Origin of the sequence: Polaribacter sargassicola (assembly GCF_021991835.1) — a bacterium.
Taxonomy (GTDB): domain Bacteria; phylum Bacteroidota; class Bacteroidia; order Flavobacteriales; family Flavobacteriaceae; genus Polaribacter; species Polaribacter sargassicola.
Genome location: NZ_JAHDAU010000009.1, coordinates 1 through 13,495, shown reverse-complemented (window position 1 = coordinate 13,495; position 13,495 = coordinate 1). Strand labels below are relative to the sequence as shown.

At 27.7% G+C, this 13,495-nt stretch carries 13 protein-coding genes and 1 tRNA gene; 4 read left to right on the top strand and 10 right to left on the bottom strand.

Annotated elements, in window-relative coordinates; genetic code table 11:
• Positions 1–58: 58 nt before the first annotated feature.
• Entirely contained in the window at positions 59–1,747 is a 1,689-nt protein-coding gene (gene dnaX / locus KI686_RS13490; protein WP_237589849.1) for a DNA polymerase III subunit gamma/tau, read from the bottom strand.
• Between the two features lie 229 nt (positions 1,748–1,976).
• Between dnaX and msrA the strand changes: the two genes are divergently transcribed.
• Positions 1,977–2,630: a peptide-methionine (S)-S-oxide reductase MsrA gene (gene msrA / locus KI686_RS13485; RefSeq protein ID WP_262914001.1), complete on the top strand. Its 654-nt coding sequence runs from the start codon at positions 1,977–1,979 to the stop codon at positions 2,628–2,630.
• Between the two features lie 76 nt (positions 2,631–2,706).
• Here the strand turns inward: msrA and KI686_RS13480 are convergent, their stop codons facing one another.
• The 9 genes from KI686_RS13480 to KI686_RS13440 form a co-directional block, all read right to left on the bottom strand.
• Complete coding sequence (locus KI686_RS13480) at positions 2,707–3,732, bottom strand: TlpA family protein disulfide reductase (protein WP_237589848.1); 1,026 nt, start codon at positions 3,730–3,732, stop codon at positions 2,707–2,709.
• 122 nt (positions 3,733–3,854) lie between these two features.
• Positions 3,855–5,339, bottom strand: a complete 1,485-nt coding sequence (locus KI686_RS13475) for a methylmalonyl-CoA mutase family protein (protein ID WP_237589847.1) — start codon at positions 5,337–5,339, stop codon at positions 3,855–3,857.
• Positions 5,332–5,664 carry a hypothetical protein gene (locus KI686_RS13470; protein ID WP_237589846.1) on the bottom strand — a complete coding sequence of 111 codons (333 nt, stop codon included), beginning with the start codon at positions 5,662–5,664 and terminating at the stop codon, positions 5,332–5,334. The genes KI686_RS13475 and KI686_RS13470 overlap by 8 nt, the downstream gene beginning before the upstream one ends.
• Entirely contained in the window at positions 5,665–7,017 is a 1,353-nt protein-coding gene (locus tag KI686_RS13465) for a methylmalonyl-CoA mutase subunit beta (RefSeq protein WP_237589845.1), read from the bottom strand. It abuts the gene before it with no gap.
• Complete coding sequence (locus KI686_RS13460) at positions 7,018–7,338, bottom strand: FtsB family cell division protein (RefSeq protein ID WP_237589844.1); 321 nt, start codon at positions 7,336–7,338, stop codon at positions 7,018–7,020.
• Positions 7,338–7,943, bottom strand: coding sequence for a uridine kinase (gene udk / locus KI686_RS13455; RefSeq protein WP_237589843.1), 606 nt, complete (start codon positions 7,941–7,943; stop codon positions 7,338–7,340). Before udk ends, KI686_RS13460 begins: the two co-directional genes overlap by 1 nt.
• Before the next feature lie 195 nt (positions 7,944–8,138).
• Positions 8,139–8,212: transfer RNA gene (locus tag KI686_RS13450), tRNA-Thr, on the bottom strand.
• A gap of 300 nt (positions 8,213–8,512) precedes the next feature.
• On the bottom strand, positions 8,513–8,728 hold the full coding sequence (locus tag KI686_RS13445) for a hypothetical protein (protein WP_237589842.1): 216 nt from the start codon (positions 8,726–8,728) through the stop codon (positions 8,513–8,515).
• Between the two features lie 80 nt (positions 8,729–8,808).
• A complete protein-coding gene (locus tag KI686_RS13440; protein ID WP_237589841.1) occupies positions 8,809–9,033 on the bottom strand; it encodes a hypothetical protein in 225 nt (74 codons plus the stop codon).
• A gap of 651 nt (positions 9,034–9,684) precedes the next feature.
• Here KI686_RS13440 and KI686_RS13435 point away from each other — a divergent pair.
• Genes KI686_RS13435 through KI686_RS13425 form a run of 3 tightly spaced genes read left to right on the top strand, consistent with a single transcriptional unit; the run spans position 9,685 to position 13,077 of the window.
• A complete protein-coding gene (locus tag KI686_RS13435; RefSeq protein ID WP_237589840.1) occupies positions 9,685–10,575 on the top strand; it encodes a BPSS1187 family protein in 891 nt (296 codons plus the stop codon).
• Positions 10,576–10,618: 43 nt separating this feature from the next.
• The gene (locus KI686_RS13430) at positions 10,619–12,187 is read left to right on the top strand and encodes a sulfatase (protein WP_237589839.1); all 1,569 of its coding nucleotides are present in this window, start codon (positions 10,619–10,621) and stop codon (positions 12,185–12,187) included.
• A gap of 53 nt (positions 12,188–12,240) precedes the next feature.
• A complete protein-coding gene (locus tag KI686_RS13425; protein WP_237589838.1) occupies positions 12,241–13,077 on the top strand; it encodes an aspartate/glutamate racemase family protein in 837 nt (278 codons plus the stop codon).
• Positions 13,078–13,495: the final 418 nt, after the last annotated feature.

Genomic DNA, 13,495 nt, shown 5'->3' with positions numbered 1-13,495 from the left:
TGACTCTATTTTTTAATAAACAAAAATTAGAAAAATTGATGTTTTAATAGGTTAGTTTTTACATATCTAACTCAAAAGTTTGACGTAATTTATCTAAAAGAGGGTTTATTGTTTTCATCTTATTAAATTTTTCTTGGGGAGTGTAAGCAAACTTTTTTTCTACAGTTTCGTTTAATTTTACAAGAATATCAATACCGTAATTATTTAAGTTTTCACGTAAAAAACTTAATAATTTAGGACGTCCTTTTTTAAATTGATCCTGCATTAATTTATTAGGTACTGTAAAGTAGATTTTAAAATTTTGTCCTAATTTAGGTAAATCTGTACCTACAATAGAAGCCATACTTCTTTCTCCTTTTTTATTTAAAAGAGCAACATATTTTTTCCAGTGTTCTTGTAGTTCTTTTTCCGTAAATAAATCTTTAGGATGATTGTCAAAGTTTTCTTCAATATCAGCTTTTTTTACTTCTTTTTTCTCGTAAATACTTTTTAAAGATAAAGAAGAGGCTCTGCGGCCTACAGATTTTAAAATAGGTTTTGCTAACTTAGGCTTTGGTTTTTCTACTTTTTCTGATTGTGCAATTACTGTTTTTTTCTCAACAGGTTTTACAATCTCTTTTTTAGGAGGAGAAAGTGCTTGAAAAAAAGTAGCCGGAATTATGTAGTTAGCTGGCTTTTTTTTTTCTCCATCAAAAGTGATAGAGGCAATTTGCATTAATGTTAATTCGACCAGCAGTCGTTGGTTTTTACTTGTTTTATAGTTTAAATCGCAATCATTAGCTTTGTTAATTGCTTGCATTAAAAAAGGAATACTTGCTTTTGTAGCTTGTTCTAAATATTTCTTTTTTGCAGCATCACCAACTTCTAATAAATCAATAGTTATTTTATCTTTTGCTACTAATAAATCTCTAAAATGACTAGCTAATCCGTTTATAAAATGATTTCCTTCAAAACCTTTTGCTAAGATTGTATTAAATGCATTTAAAACGTTTGGTATTTTGTTTGTTAACAATAAATCTGTCATATTAAAATACGTATCGTAGTCTAATACATTTAAGTTTTCTGCAACAGCTTCTCTAGTTAAATTTTTACCAGAAAAACTAATAACTCTATCAAAAATAGATAAAGCGTCACGCATTGCACCATCAGCTTTTTGAGCTATAATATGTAAAGCATCATCATCTGTAGTTATATTTTCTTTTTCGCAGATTGTTTTAAGATAGTTTTTAGCATCTAAAACACCAATTCTTTTAAAATCGAAAATTTGACAACGAGATAAAATAGTTGGAATTATTTTATGTTTTTCTGTAGTTGCCAAGATAAATATAGCATGCGCTGGCGGTTCTTCTAATGTTTTTAAGAAAGCATTAAAAGCTGCCTGAGATAACATGTGTACCTCATCAATAATATAAACTTTATATTTACCGGTTTGTGGCGGAATACGAACTTGGTCTGTTAAACTTCTAATATCATCAACAGAGTTGTTAGAAGCAGCATCCAATTCAAAAATATTAAATGCAAAATCTTCTTCTTCAGAAAGACCAGCTTCTTGTTGATTTATTTTTTTTGCTAAGATTCTAGCACAAGAAGTTTTACCAACTCCACGTGGTCCTGTAAATAATAAAGCTTGCGCTAAATGATTGTTTTTTATAGCGTTTTCTAACGTATTAGTTATGGCTTGTTGCCCAACAACATCTTCAAAATTTTGAGGACGATATTTACGTGCAGATACTACAAAATGCTCCATTTATTTTTTTTTGATGAATAACAAAAGTAATTATCTATTCGCTTTTGCACAACTAGGATTCTTAATAAAATGCTAAAGTTGTAAACAAATTGTATAAGTGTTTAATTTCTTACGACTAAAATTGTAATTTCGAGTTTATTATCGAATTAAAAGTCAAGAAATTTGCATCAAGAAACAGTTATGTATGCTTGATGCAAATTTTATTTAATAATTAATTTAATTTATAAATATGATAAAATCTGTTTTTTCTCTTAGTGCTTTTTTGCTTTTATTTTCTTGTTTAAGTTTTACAAAAAAAGAAGAAGTAAGTAAATCTAAATCTACATATATACCTTCTCAAGAAACAAAAGTAGCTTATTTTGCAAGTGGCTGTTTTTGGTGTGTAGAAGCTATTTTTGAAAGTGTAAAAGGGGTAGAAGAAGCTGTTTCTGGTTATGCTGGCGGCCACACAAATAATCCTACATACAAATCTACAGGAACAGGAACAACAGGCCATGCAGAAACTGTTGCAGTATATTATAATCCTAAAATAGTAAGTTTTAAAACGTTGGTAACGGTGTTTTATGGATCTCATAATCCTACAACAGTAAACGGACAACACCCAGATTATGGTAGCCAATATCGTTCAATTGCTTTTTATTCTAATGACGAAGAAAAAAATATTATTAATAATATGATTGTAAAATTAAATAAAGAGGTTTATGATGGTAAAATAGCTACGGAAGTAACTAAGTTTACTAAATTTTATAAGGCAAAGGATTATCATCAAAATTTTGAAAAAAGGAATCCAAACCAAGGTTATGTAAAAGCTGTTTCTATACCAAGATTAAATGCATTTAAAGCTAAATTTCCTAGTTTATTAAAGGACTCAGAAAAACATTAATAGTTAAAATTATTAAAATAAAAAAAAGCTGAACAATTTTATAATTGTTCAGCTTTTTTAGTGATTTAAATTCTTTTTATAGAATAGAATTTAATAATGTTTTTAATCTAGGATCAGATGGTCTAGGTGCATTAGAGTCTACAATTTTTCCTTCAGTATCAATTAGAATAAATCTTGGTATTCCTGTAATTTGATATGCTTGTTGAAAAGAAAAATCTTGTCCAGCCCAAAGTTGAACTCCGCTTAATTGTTTGTCTTTAACAAAGTCTCTCCATTTTTTTTCTGCAGCTTCCCAAGAACCACCGCTTCTTCTAGATTCGTCTGTAGAGATACTAATAAATTCTATATTTTTATTATGATATTCTTTTTCTAACGCTTTTAAAGAAGGGATTTCTCTAATACATGGTCCGCACCAAGTAGCCCAAACATCTATATAAACATATTTACCTTTAAAAGAATCTAAAGATTTTTTACCACCTTTAAAGTCTGTATAGTTTTCAAATTTAGGAGAAACTTTACCTTTTGCCATTTTTTGACTACTACTGTAGGTGTTATCAAAATAATCAAACATTTGTTTATTTTGAGTTTTAATTAAGCTAACTAAAGAACTGTCTAAATCGTTATAAGCCGTTAAAATACTGTCGTATGATTTTTTTAATAAATCTATTTTTTTGGTAAAAGATGCTTTGTCTAAAGCAAGTATATCTGCAGGATTTCCAATCTTTTTACTTTGTTCTAAATGTGCTATTATTAATTGAGAGTTATCGGCTCCTGTTCCAGAATATTTAACACTAGACATAAAATCTTCAGAATCTCCTTTTAAAGAAATATCAAATCCATTTTTTAAATATAAGGGAATTCTCTGTAGACTGTTTGTTTGAAGCGTGTAGATGTCTGCATTTGTAACAGTTAATGTGTCTTTAAAAGAACCATTTTTGTCAATAGAAATTGTTTTAATAATGCCTGTTCTACTAGATATTGTTACTAAAGAGTCTTTGTTGTTTGTTAATTCTCCAGAAAGAGAAATGTAATCTTTAGAGTGTTCTTTAGAGCAAGAAGCTACTAATAATATTGTTAAAAGTGCTAGACTAAGTTTTTTCATTAATTATATTTTGTAAAATTTAAACAAATATACCACATTCATAAAACATAAATAGTTAAAATTGTGTAGTTGTATGTTTAGGTAAAGAGTAAAAAAATGTTAATTTTTAAATAGGAAATTATCTATTCTTTTAACAATGCATTTGATATTTCCTCTAAAGTAGCTCTGTATTTTGCTGCTATTATTGTTAGTTCTAATAAATTACCTTTTTGATGTTTTATCGCTTTAGAAATGTTATTTAAAGATTCTTTTACGGCCAAATTATTTCTTATAGGCTTTAATTTGTCTAATTTTTTAATTTGTAAATCTTGTACAGCTTTACCGTCTATTTCTAAAAAAGTTAAAGGATCTTCTTTTTCTAATTGGTATTTATTTACACCAATTTTAGTATCATTATTTGTGTTTTTAGTTTCTGTCTTAGGAGTTCCGTTTTCAAAAAAATTACTTATACCACCACTTTCTTCTATTTTACAGATTAATTTCCAAGCTTTATTAGCAAGATCTTCTGTTAAATTTTCTAAGTGATAACTTCCTGCCCAAGGATCTACAGTTTGTGTTATATTAGTTTCTTTTTGCAGGTAAATCTGCGTGTCTTTAGCAACTTGAGCAGAAACTTCTGATGGTAAAGCAAAAGTTTCATCTAAAGCATTTGTATGCAAACTTTGTGTACCGCCAAAAATAGCTGCCATTGCCTCTGTAGTTACTCTTGTAATATTATTAAAAGGATCTTGTTGTGTTAAAGAAGAATCACTGGTTTTACAGTGAGATTTTAAAATGAAAGATTCTGAGTTTTTAGCATCAAATTGTTTTACCATTTTAGCCCATAACATTCTAGCTGCACGAATTTTTGCAATTTCTGCAAAATGATTCATGTTAATTGACCAAGAATAGGATAATTTTGGAGCAATATCATCAATATTTATTCCTGCTTCAATAGCTTTTCTTAAGAATTCTAAACCTTCTGTAAGAGAAAAAGCCAAAGTTTTTTCTGGATTATTAACTGTTTCTAATGAAGAATAATCAGAAATAGAGTAATTAAAATCTAATTTATTTTTACTGCTATATTCAAAAACATCTGTAATAATTGAGGCTGAATATAGATTAGAATTTTTTAGAATATTGCTTTCTATTGTTAAAGACAAATCGCTGGTATTGATGTTTTGTTCTTCTGCTGCAGCAATATAAAATGCTAAAATTGGTAAAAAGTTTATATCTGTTTTTATAAAAACAGATATTTTATCCAAAGGTATTTTATAAAACAGGACTTTTATATCTTCTACAGAATCTATTGCAACACCTTTTTTACCTATAACTTCTTGTACGTTTTTATGATCAGAATCGTAACCTTTATTAGTGGCATTATCAAATAAGATAGATAATTCTGTTTGCCCTTTTTTTAGTTGTTCACGATAAAAATAATTACTGTCCTCTGCGGTAGAAAAGCCAGAAAAATGTCTTGTTACCCAAGGTTTTTGTATGTACATAGTAGAGTAAGGACCTCTTAAAAAAGGAGGGATACCAGCAACAAAACCTTCTTGATTAAAAAAAGGTTTTGTTTTTAAAATACTATTTTTAAGTTTTATGTTTTGTAAATTTTTTCTACTCATTTTTAACTTCAGATTCTAATTTCATGAGGTTGTACAGTTCAAAACCAATCTCTTTACTTTCTCTCTGTTTGTTTTTGATGAGAATAAGACTTCTTAATATGTAAAATAATAAAAACAAAGATAAAATTATAACAGTAGCTATAATGGCATTAACACTGTTTCCGAAAAAAAGAAAAAATTTATCATTAAAAAAATAAAGACTCACAAAAAAGAAAAATAAAAACCAAACAACAAACCTAGGAAGTTTCTTTTTAATTCTTTTAACCTCAGATTTTAATTTTTTTTGTCTTCTCTGCTTCGACAATATTTTTTTAGTATTATTCATTTAAAAAGAATTTAAATTAGTTTCAGAATTTAAATATTCTTTTTCAAGTGATTCTGAAGTTCTGTTTAGATGTATTGGCTGTATTAAAGTTTTTATATTTCGTTGTTTAAGAAACGGGTATAACTCTAATTTTTCTTGCATCAATTCGTCTTTATGTAGCAATAAATCAGGGTTTTCTTCTAAATAACTTGTTTCTTCTTTAATAGCATTTTCTTTAATTTTTCTATATATATTACCTGTTTTTAGTTGATGTAAAAAGCCTCCATTTTTTTCTATTTGCTTAAAAACCAATAGGGCATTTTCAGCTAATTGTTGGGTTATAGATTCTATATAATAAGAGCCGTCTGCAAAGTCTTGTGCTTTGTTTAGTAGACTCTCTTGTTGTAAAATTAGTAGTTGATTCCTGGCAATGCGTTCTCCAAATTTATTAGATTTTTTATAAATAGTATCATAAGAAATATTACAAATTGTATTGGCTCCTCCAAGAATGGCACTCATACATTCCGAAGTTGTTTTTACAATGTTTAGATTGCTATTGTATAAAGTCTTATTTCTTAAACTAGGTTTTACAAAAAGATGTGCTTCTAAATTATCTACGGAGTATTCTGTAATAAGTGTAGCCCATAAGGTTCTAAAAGCTCTTAATTTTGCAATTTCAAAAAAATAATTATTACCTACAGAAAAAGAAAAGTGTATTTTTTTGGCAACATCAGCACCAAATTTATTTAAATATTCATTAGCATGTGCTAAAGAGTAAGCAAGTTGCTGTGTAATTGTTGCCCCACTGTTTTGATATAAATCACCAGAAACAGAAATACAATTTGTTGTGCTTTTTTGAATGTTATTTAGCGCATTAAAATCTGATTGTAGATTACTATACCAATTACCTGTTTCAGCTAAATTGCCAATAATATCAGTTTGAAAATATGTTTTTTCTGAATTTATAAATTTTGATAACTGAACCTGAAAATGACTATCTATAAATTTAAATTGAAAATAAAAGTAAACTTCTTTAATGTTTATATTAATTAAAAGTTTCTTATAATCAAAAGTGTTGTTAGCTATAAATTGTATTGAATTTACACCGTTTTTTAAAGCTTCTATAGCTAATAAATTAGCTATTTTTTCATCACCAACAAAGATAGATTGGCAGGTGTTAAAACCTTGTTCTGGGGTTTTTATTTTTTGATTTGTTCTATCTTCTGATGTGTAAAAAGGTTTTACAACAATACCTTCTGGACTTTTCCAAAGAAGTGTATTATTGTAATCTGCACCGTTTAAATCTACCTGAATTTTTTGTTTCCAAGCAGAAGGTGAAGTTTTTTTAAATTCATCAAATAGAGACGTACTCATTTAGTTTTTTAAAGTATCAAATTCTATAATATAAATATCTTCGTTTTCTTTTTTTAAAAGATATTTTTCTCTGGCAAATTTTTCTAATAAAAGAGAATCTTGCAGGTCTTTTATTGTTTTTTTGTCTTCAGCCAATCTTTTTTCGTAAAAAGAAACTGTATTTTCTAAATCTTTAATTTCTTGATCAAATTTTCTATGGACTAAATAAGAATTATCATCAAAGAAAAGCATCCAAATAACAAAAGGAACTAAGATTAAAATATAAATATTTGTAAATATTTTAAAATAGGGGTTCTTTTTTAAATTAGAAAGAAAGTTCATTATAAACGATCATTTATAACAGTTTTTACAACGTCAATTGCAACTGTATTGTGTTTGTTATTAGGTATAATAATGTCTGCATAATTTTTAGTTGGCTCTATAAATTGTTGATGCATAGGTTTTAATGTTGTTTGGTACCTGCTTAAAACTTCATCTATATCTCTACCTCTTTCTGTAATATCTCTTCTTATTCTTCTTATTAGGCGTTCATCTGTATCTGCATGTACAAATATTTTAATATCAAATAAATTTCTTAATTCTTTATTGTTTAAAATTAAAATGCCTTCTACAATAACAACTTTTCTAGGATGTGTTTTAATAGTATCTGTGGTTCTGTTATGGGTTACAAAAGAGTACACAGGTTGTTCTATTGTTTTTCCTGATTTTAATTTTTTTAAGTGTTTAACTATTAAATCAAAATCTATAGCTCTAGGATGGTCAAAGTTAATTTTAGATCTTTCTTCGTATGATAAATTTTCAGTTTTATTATAATAAGAATCTTGTGATATTACACAAACTTCATCTGTAGGTAGTTCTTTAATTATTTTATTTACAACAGTGGTTTTACCACATCCTGTACCTCCAGCAATTCCAATAATTAGCATAATAATTATAATTAGGGTAATTTATCTACTAAAATAATAAAGATTTTTAAACTTATTTAAGTTTTTTTATTTTAATAAATGTTTTATTACCATTAGAGTTATCAAAAATGAAAGTTGAATTCATTTTTAAGTTAAATAGTTTTTAATTTAAAAAAAAAGTCTCAAAAATATTTTTTTGAGACTTTTTTTAAAAAGAGCCGATGGAGGGACTCGAACCCACGACCTGCTGATTACAAATCAGCTGCTCTAGCCAGCTGAGCTACATCGGCTTTTAAATTTCCGAGCGCAAATTAAATACAAATATCTAAATACGGCAAGATAAAATTCACTTTTTTTAAATAATTTCTGTAATAATTATTGATGATAAAATTTTAAAAAATGTAATCTCTTTTTTATCAGTTAGATATAAAAAAAATACTTACAATTTTTAATAGTAAGTATTTTGAAAATTCTTTTTTGTCAATAAAAAAAGATTAAAAAGTGTTTTAAGAAACTTAATTAGCGTTAAAATTTAAAGTTTATTTTCTAATTTTATAACACTTAAAAAAGAGAAAATAAATTTTAAAACATTAAGGCCTTCCTTTTAATCTTTTTTCTATTTTTTGTTTTACAGCTGTTAAGCGTTTCATTTGATCCATTATTTCTGGATCTTTATCTTGTTTGTATACTTGGTTAAGCTCTAATATTAAAGCTTTTACTTCTCTAGATGCTAAAATTCTATCGCTTGTAGTTTTAAATGAAAATTTTCTATTTTCAAACTCTACAGCTCTTTCTAATAAATCCATTCTTAATTCTTCTATTTTTATTCTATAATTTTGTGAATATAATTATAAAAGTTAGAAAAACAAGTAAAAACTTTTCTTTATTATGCAGTTAATGGTTTTCCTTTTAAACGTTTCTCTATTTTTTGTTTAATTACAGTTAAACGTTTCATGATATCCATGATTTGAGAATCTTTATTTTTTTTGTAAATCTCGTTTAAACTTAATATTAAAGACTTTGCTTCTCTAGCTGCCATAATTCTATCACTAGTTGTTGGAAACTTCATTTTTCTTGTTTCAAATTCTTTTGCCTTGTTAATTAAATCCATTTTCTTATTATTTATATTGGTTAATATACTAGTTTCATTTTAGCAATAGTATTATTAGGTATTGCTTTTTGTTTAAAACATTTAAATTTACTTTTGGTAACGGTTTTAAACTTTAAATGTTTTGTATTTCTGCTCCGAACTCTTTTTTATTCTAATTTAAAGATTTTAGTTTTTTTCTAATTAAATTAAGAATATCTTGTTCTTTTAACTCGAATCACAATTTAATTGATTCAAAAGGACTTCTGTTTTCCTAAAATCCTTCTAAGTATTCCGTCAATTGTTGTGCCATTTAATTAATCGGTAGATAGATTTAATTTATTCTATGATAGATTACTTAACTCAAATCTAATCTTATCAATTTTAAATGCTTGTGTATTAGAATTAAACGTATTATAATTTAATCAAATATAACAAATGTTTAATTAATATTAAAAAAAGTTAAACATAAATTTCAAAATACTATTAAGTTGTGATGTGATTTAGTTAATGATTTGTTATAGAAAGTGTAATATTTATTTATATTTGCTTTAAAAGCTTAAAAAAAGAATAGTTAATTAAGGTTTTTGTTAAATAAAATGTATTAAGTAGGTTTGTTGCAAAAATTTATTAATTACATAAATAATACTAATTATAATTTAAAATCAATACCAAATGAAATTTTTTTTGTCTTTATTTTTTTTAATTTCTTGCATTTTTAACACCTTATTTGCGCAATCTTCTTTTTCTTTTCCTAAAGAGTATAAAGTATTAAAAATAAAACCTTCGGATACAGATGACAAAATAACAGATGCAGATACTCCGCATTTAGTGGTTTACAATCCATCAGTAAAACAAGGCAAATTATTTTTTTTTATGCCAGGTACAGGAGGAATCGCTTTAAAAGGACCCAAAAAATTATTTGCAACTGCGGTAGAGCAAGGTTATCATGTTATTAATATTTCTTATATCAACAGACCTGCAGTTGCGCAAATTTGTCGTGGTGTAAATTTGGTAAACAACGTTAAGTGTACATCAGAATTTAGAACAAAACGTATTTTTGGAGATAACAACTTCTCTTTGATTGCAGATCAATCTCAAGATGCAATTGTAAATCGATTAACAAAACTGTTAGTTTATCTATCGGAAAATGATAAAGCGGGTAACTGGGACGCTTATTTAGAGGATGGCAAGCCTAAATGGAGTGAAATTGCTGTTTCTGGTCAATCGCAAGGAGGAGGAATGGCGGCATTTATTGCAAAAAAACATTTAGTTGCTAGGGTTGTTGATTTTTCTGGCGGTTGGGATTATGCAAAGAAAGGACAAATAGCAAATTGGTATTTTAATAAAAGTATAACGCCTGCTAATTTATGGTATGGTACTTATCACGTTACAGAACCTAGAGCAAAAACAATTAAAGAAACTTATGAAGCTATGGAGATTTCAGAAGATCATATTTATCCTTTTAATTTAAAAGTTCCAGAAGGTAGAAAAGGACATTCTGATGGTGTTAGAAATATAGGTTACAAAACACAATGGATAGAGTTGTTAGGAAAAGGCAATTAAAGTGGAAGTTTATAATATTAAAAAGAATTAAATAAAAACGAACATGAGAATTTTAATAGGATTACTATCCTTATTTCTTTTAATAATATCTTGTAGTCAACAAGATAAAAAAGAATCACAACAAAAACCAAATATCATTTTTTTATCAATAGATGATTTAAGAACAGATTTAGGTGTTTATGGTAACAAAGAAATTAAAACACCAAACATAGATGCTTTAGCAGAAACATCAATGGTAATGCTAAATACGCATTCTCAAGCTGCAGTTTGTGCACCATCTAGGGCGAGTGCCTTACTTGGTTACAGGCCAGATTCAACAAAAGTTTGGCATTTAGGTGATAAGTTTAGAGAGATAAATCCTGATGCGGTTACTATGCCACAATATTTTAACAAAGCAGGATATTATACTGTAAATATTGGTAAAATTTTTCATAATTACATGCCAGATTCTATTTCTTGGGATGAACCTGATTTAAAACCTTACCCATATAATACAGAAGAATATGCAAAGAGAGATGCAGAGACTTATTATTATAAGCCTGCTTCTTTAAAAGATCAAAAAGAAAAAAGAGAAATTCTTCTAGAAAAAAGAAAGGGTAAAGTTGTTTATGGTGATGGATGGAATAGAGGACCTGCTATTGAAGATGCAGATGTGCCAGATTCTTTGTTTTATGATGCCATGCAAACTAAATTAGCACTAGAAACCATTGATAGAATTAAGGATAAAAAAGAACCTTTTTTTATGGGGCTTGGTTTGTATAGACCGCATTTACCTTTTGTAGCGCCTAAAAAATATTGGGATTTATATCCTGTTGGTTCTGTATCGCCAGCGGCAAACCCTAAGTTGCCAAAAAATGCGCCTGCAATGTCTGCAAATGCAAATTACGAATTAAGAGCTTATACAAATCCACATAAAATTGGTCGTCCAGAAGACGAGCCTTTGCCAGAATCTTATACGGATTCTTTAAAAAGAGGATATTATGCAAGTGTTAGTTTTGTTGATGCTTGTGTGGGTAAATTAGTAGTTGGTTTAAAAGAGCGTGGTTTGTATGAAAATACAGTAATTGTACTTTGGGGAGATCATGGTTGGAAGTTAGGAGACCACAATGGTTGGGGAAAAATGACTAATTTTTATATTGATACTCATGTTCCGTTAATAATTAAAGGAGCAAATCAAACAAAAGGAAAAAAAATAGAGGCACTTTCAGAATTGGTAGATATGTTTCCAACATTGTGTGATTTAACAGGTGTGGATAAAGCAGATTATTTTCAAGGAACAAGTTTAACTCCAGTTTTCGAAAATCCAGATTTAGAATGGAAAGATGCTGTTTTTACACAGTTTAGACGAAGACCAAGAATATCTAAAGACGGACAAGAATATATGGGGTACTCAATGCAAACAAAACAATATCATTATATAGAATGGTATCATTGGGATAATGTTAAAAAAGAAAAAGGAGATTTTGCAGCTACAGAATTGTATGATCATTATATAGATCCAAACGAAACCGAAAATATTGCAGGGCATTCTGATAAAGTAGAAGTAATAAAAAGTTTGTCAGTTCAATTATCTAAAGGATGGAAAGGAGCATTGCCTAAAAGTGTATTATAATCAAACCTAAGAAAGAATACTGTTTTTTATCCAGATTATAAAAAAACAAGTTTATGAAAAAAGCATTTTTAAAAAAGATAAGTTACGCTATGTTATTTTTTATCTTGATTTCTTGTAACAAAGTGGTAGATAAAACAAAAACAATAATTAGTACCAAAAGAGAAATGGAACAAAATAAATTACCACATCAAAAAATGAATACATTAGGATTGATTGGCGGAACTTCTTGGCATTCTACTATAGAATATTATGCTGCTATTAATCAATCTATCAACGATTATTATGGTAATAATACAAATCCGCCTTTATTGGTGTATACAATTAATCAGGCAGAAGTACATCGTTTACAAAAAATAGACGAATGGAATGTAATTGCTGCATTGTTAAAAGAAGCAGCAATTGGTTTGCATAACGGAGGAGCAACTTCTGTTATGTTTTGTGCTAATACGCCGCATAAGGTTTTTGATGTTGTGCAAAACCAATTAGATTTTCCGATCATCCATATAGGAGATGCTACTGCAAAATCCATAAAAAATAAAGGGGTTAAAAGTGTCGCTTTTTTAGGAACCATTTACACCATGGAAGCTAATTTTATAACCAAAAGAATTGAAGATAATGGTGTTGAAGTTTTTGTGCCAGAAGAAAAGGAAGTACTTATAGAATTACAGCGAATTATAGAAGAAGAACTTACTTATGGGGTTATAAAGCCAGTTTCTAAAACGTACGTTTTAAATGTTATTCAAGATTTGGTAGAAAAAGGAGCAGAAGGTGTGGTTTTAGGTTGTACAGAATTTCCATTAATGATTTTTGATGAAGATTTAAAGATTCCTATTTTTAATACTACTAAAATACATTCAGAAGCTGCAGTAGACTATATTTTGAATAAATGAGTTTTGTTTTTTAGTAAGACTTGTATACTCTAATTAAAGATTTTTAAAGTATAGATGATTTAATCTAAAAGGGATAAAAGAGCTGCTAAAGCTTTATTTGTTCTCTTTATGTTTTTTTGGGTAAATAGTAAATAAAAAATTTTAATCTATAAATATTTCAATTCCAGTACCTTGCGGATTTGTATTTCATTTTGGGATAAAAAAGTTGAAAAAGGTGTTGTGATTATTAAAAAGAGGTGTATATTTGCACCCGCTAACGGAAATACGAGTAGGTTAGTATCGTTCATTGATAGTTTGTTTGATTTTAGAAAGAAGTAAAAATTAATTAGGTTTTAGGGGTATAAAGTTTGTATCTTTGCCGTCCGCTTTAAAAAAGGGGTATTAGTTTTCTTTTTTAGGTTGAAAAAATAAAAATAAA

What these genes read in the sequence shown, in the direction of transcription:
- KI686_RS13470 (WP_237589846.1), bottom strand. Translation starts at nt 5,664, where the DNA reads ATGAATAATACTAAAAAAATATTGTCGAAGCAGAGAAGACAAAAAAAA.
- KI686_RS13465 (WP_237589845.1), bottom strand. Translation starts at nt 7,017, where the DNA reads ATGAGTACGTCTCTATTTGATGAATTTAAAAAAACTTCACCTTCTGCT.
- KI686_RS13435 (WP_237589840.1), top strand. Translation starts at nt 9,685, where the DNA reads ATGAAATTTTTTTTGTCTTTATTTTTTTTAATTTCTTGCATTTTTAAC.
- udk (WP_237589843.1), bottom strand. Translation starts at nt 7,943, where the DNA reads ATGCTAATTATTGGAATTGCTGGAGGTACAGGATGTGGTAAAACCACT.
- KI686_RS13440 (WP_237589841.1), bottom strand. Translation starts at nt 9,033, where the DNA reads ATGGATTTAATTAACAAGGCAAAAGAATTTGAAACAAGAAAAATGAAG.
- KI686_RS13460 (WP_237589844.1), bottom strand. Translation starts at nt 7,338, where the DNA reads ATGAACTTTCTTTCTAATTTAAAAAAGAACCCCTATTTTAAAATATTT.
- dnaX (WP_237589849.1), bottom strand. Translation starts at nt 1,747, where the DNA reads ATGGAGCATTTTGTAGTATCTGCACGTAAATATCGTCCTCAAAATTTT.
- KI686_RS13445 (WP_237589842.1), bottom strand. Translation starts at nt 8,728, where the DNA reads ATGGATTTATTAGAAAGAGCTGTAGAGTTTGAAAATAGAAAATTTTCA.
- KI686_RS13475 (WP_237589847.1), bottom strand. Translation starts at nt 5,339, where the DNA reads ATGAGTAGAAAAAATTTACAAAACATAAAACTTAAAAATAGTATTTTA.
- KI686_RS13430 (WP_237589839.1), top strand. Translation starts at nt 10,619, where the DNA reads ATGAGAATTTTAATAGGATTACTATCCTTATTTCTTTTAATAATATCT.
- msrA (WP_262914001.1), top strand. Translation starts at nt 1,977, where the DNA reads ATGATAAAATCTGTTTTTTCTCTTAGTGCTTTTTTGCTTTTATTTTCT.
- KI686_RS13480 (WP_237589848.1), bottom strand. Translation starts at nt 3,732, where the DNA reads ATGAAAAAACTTAGTCTAGCACTTTTAACAATATTATTAGTAGCTTCT.
- KI686_RS13425 (WP_237589838.1), top strand. Translation starts at nt 12,241, where the DNA reads ATGAAAAAAGCATTTTTAAAAAAGATAAGTTACGCTATGTTATTTTTT.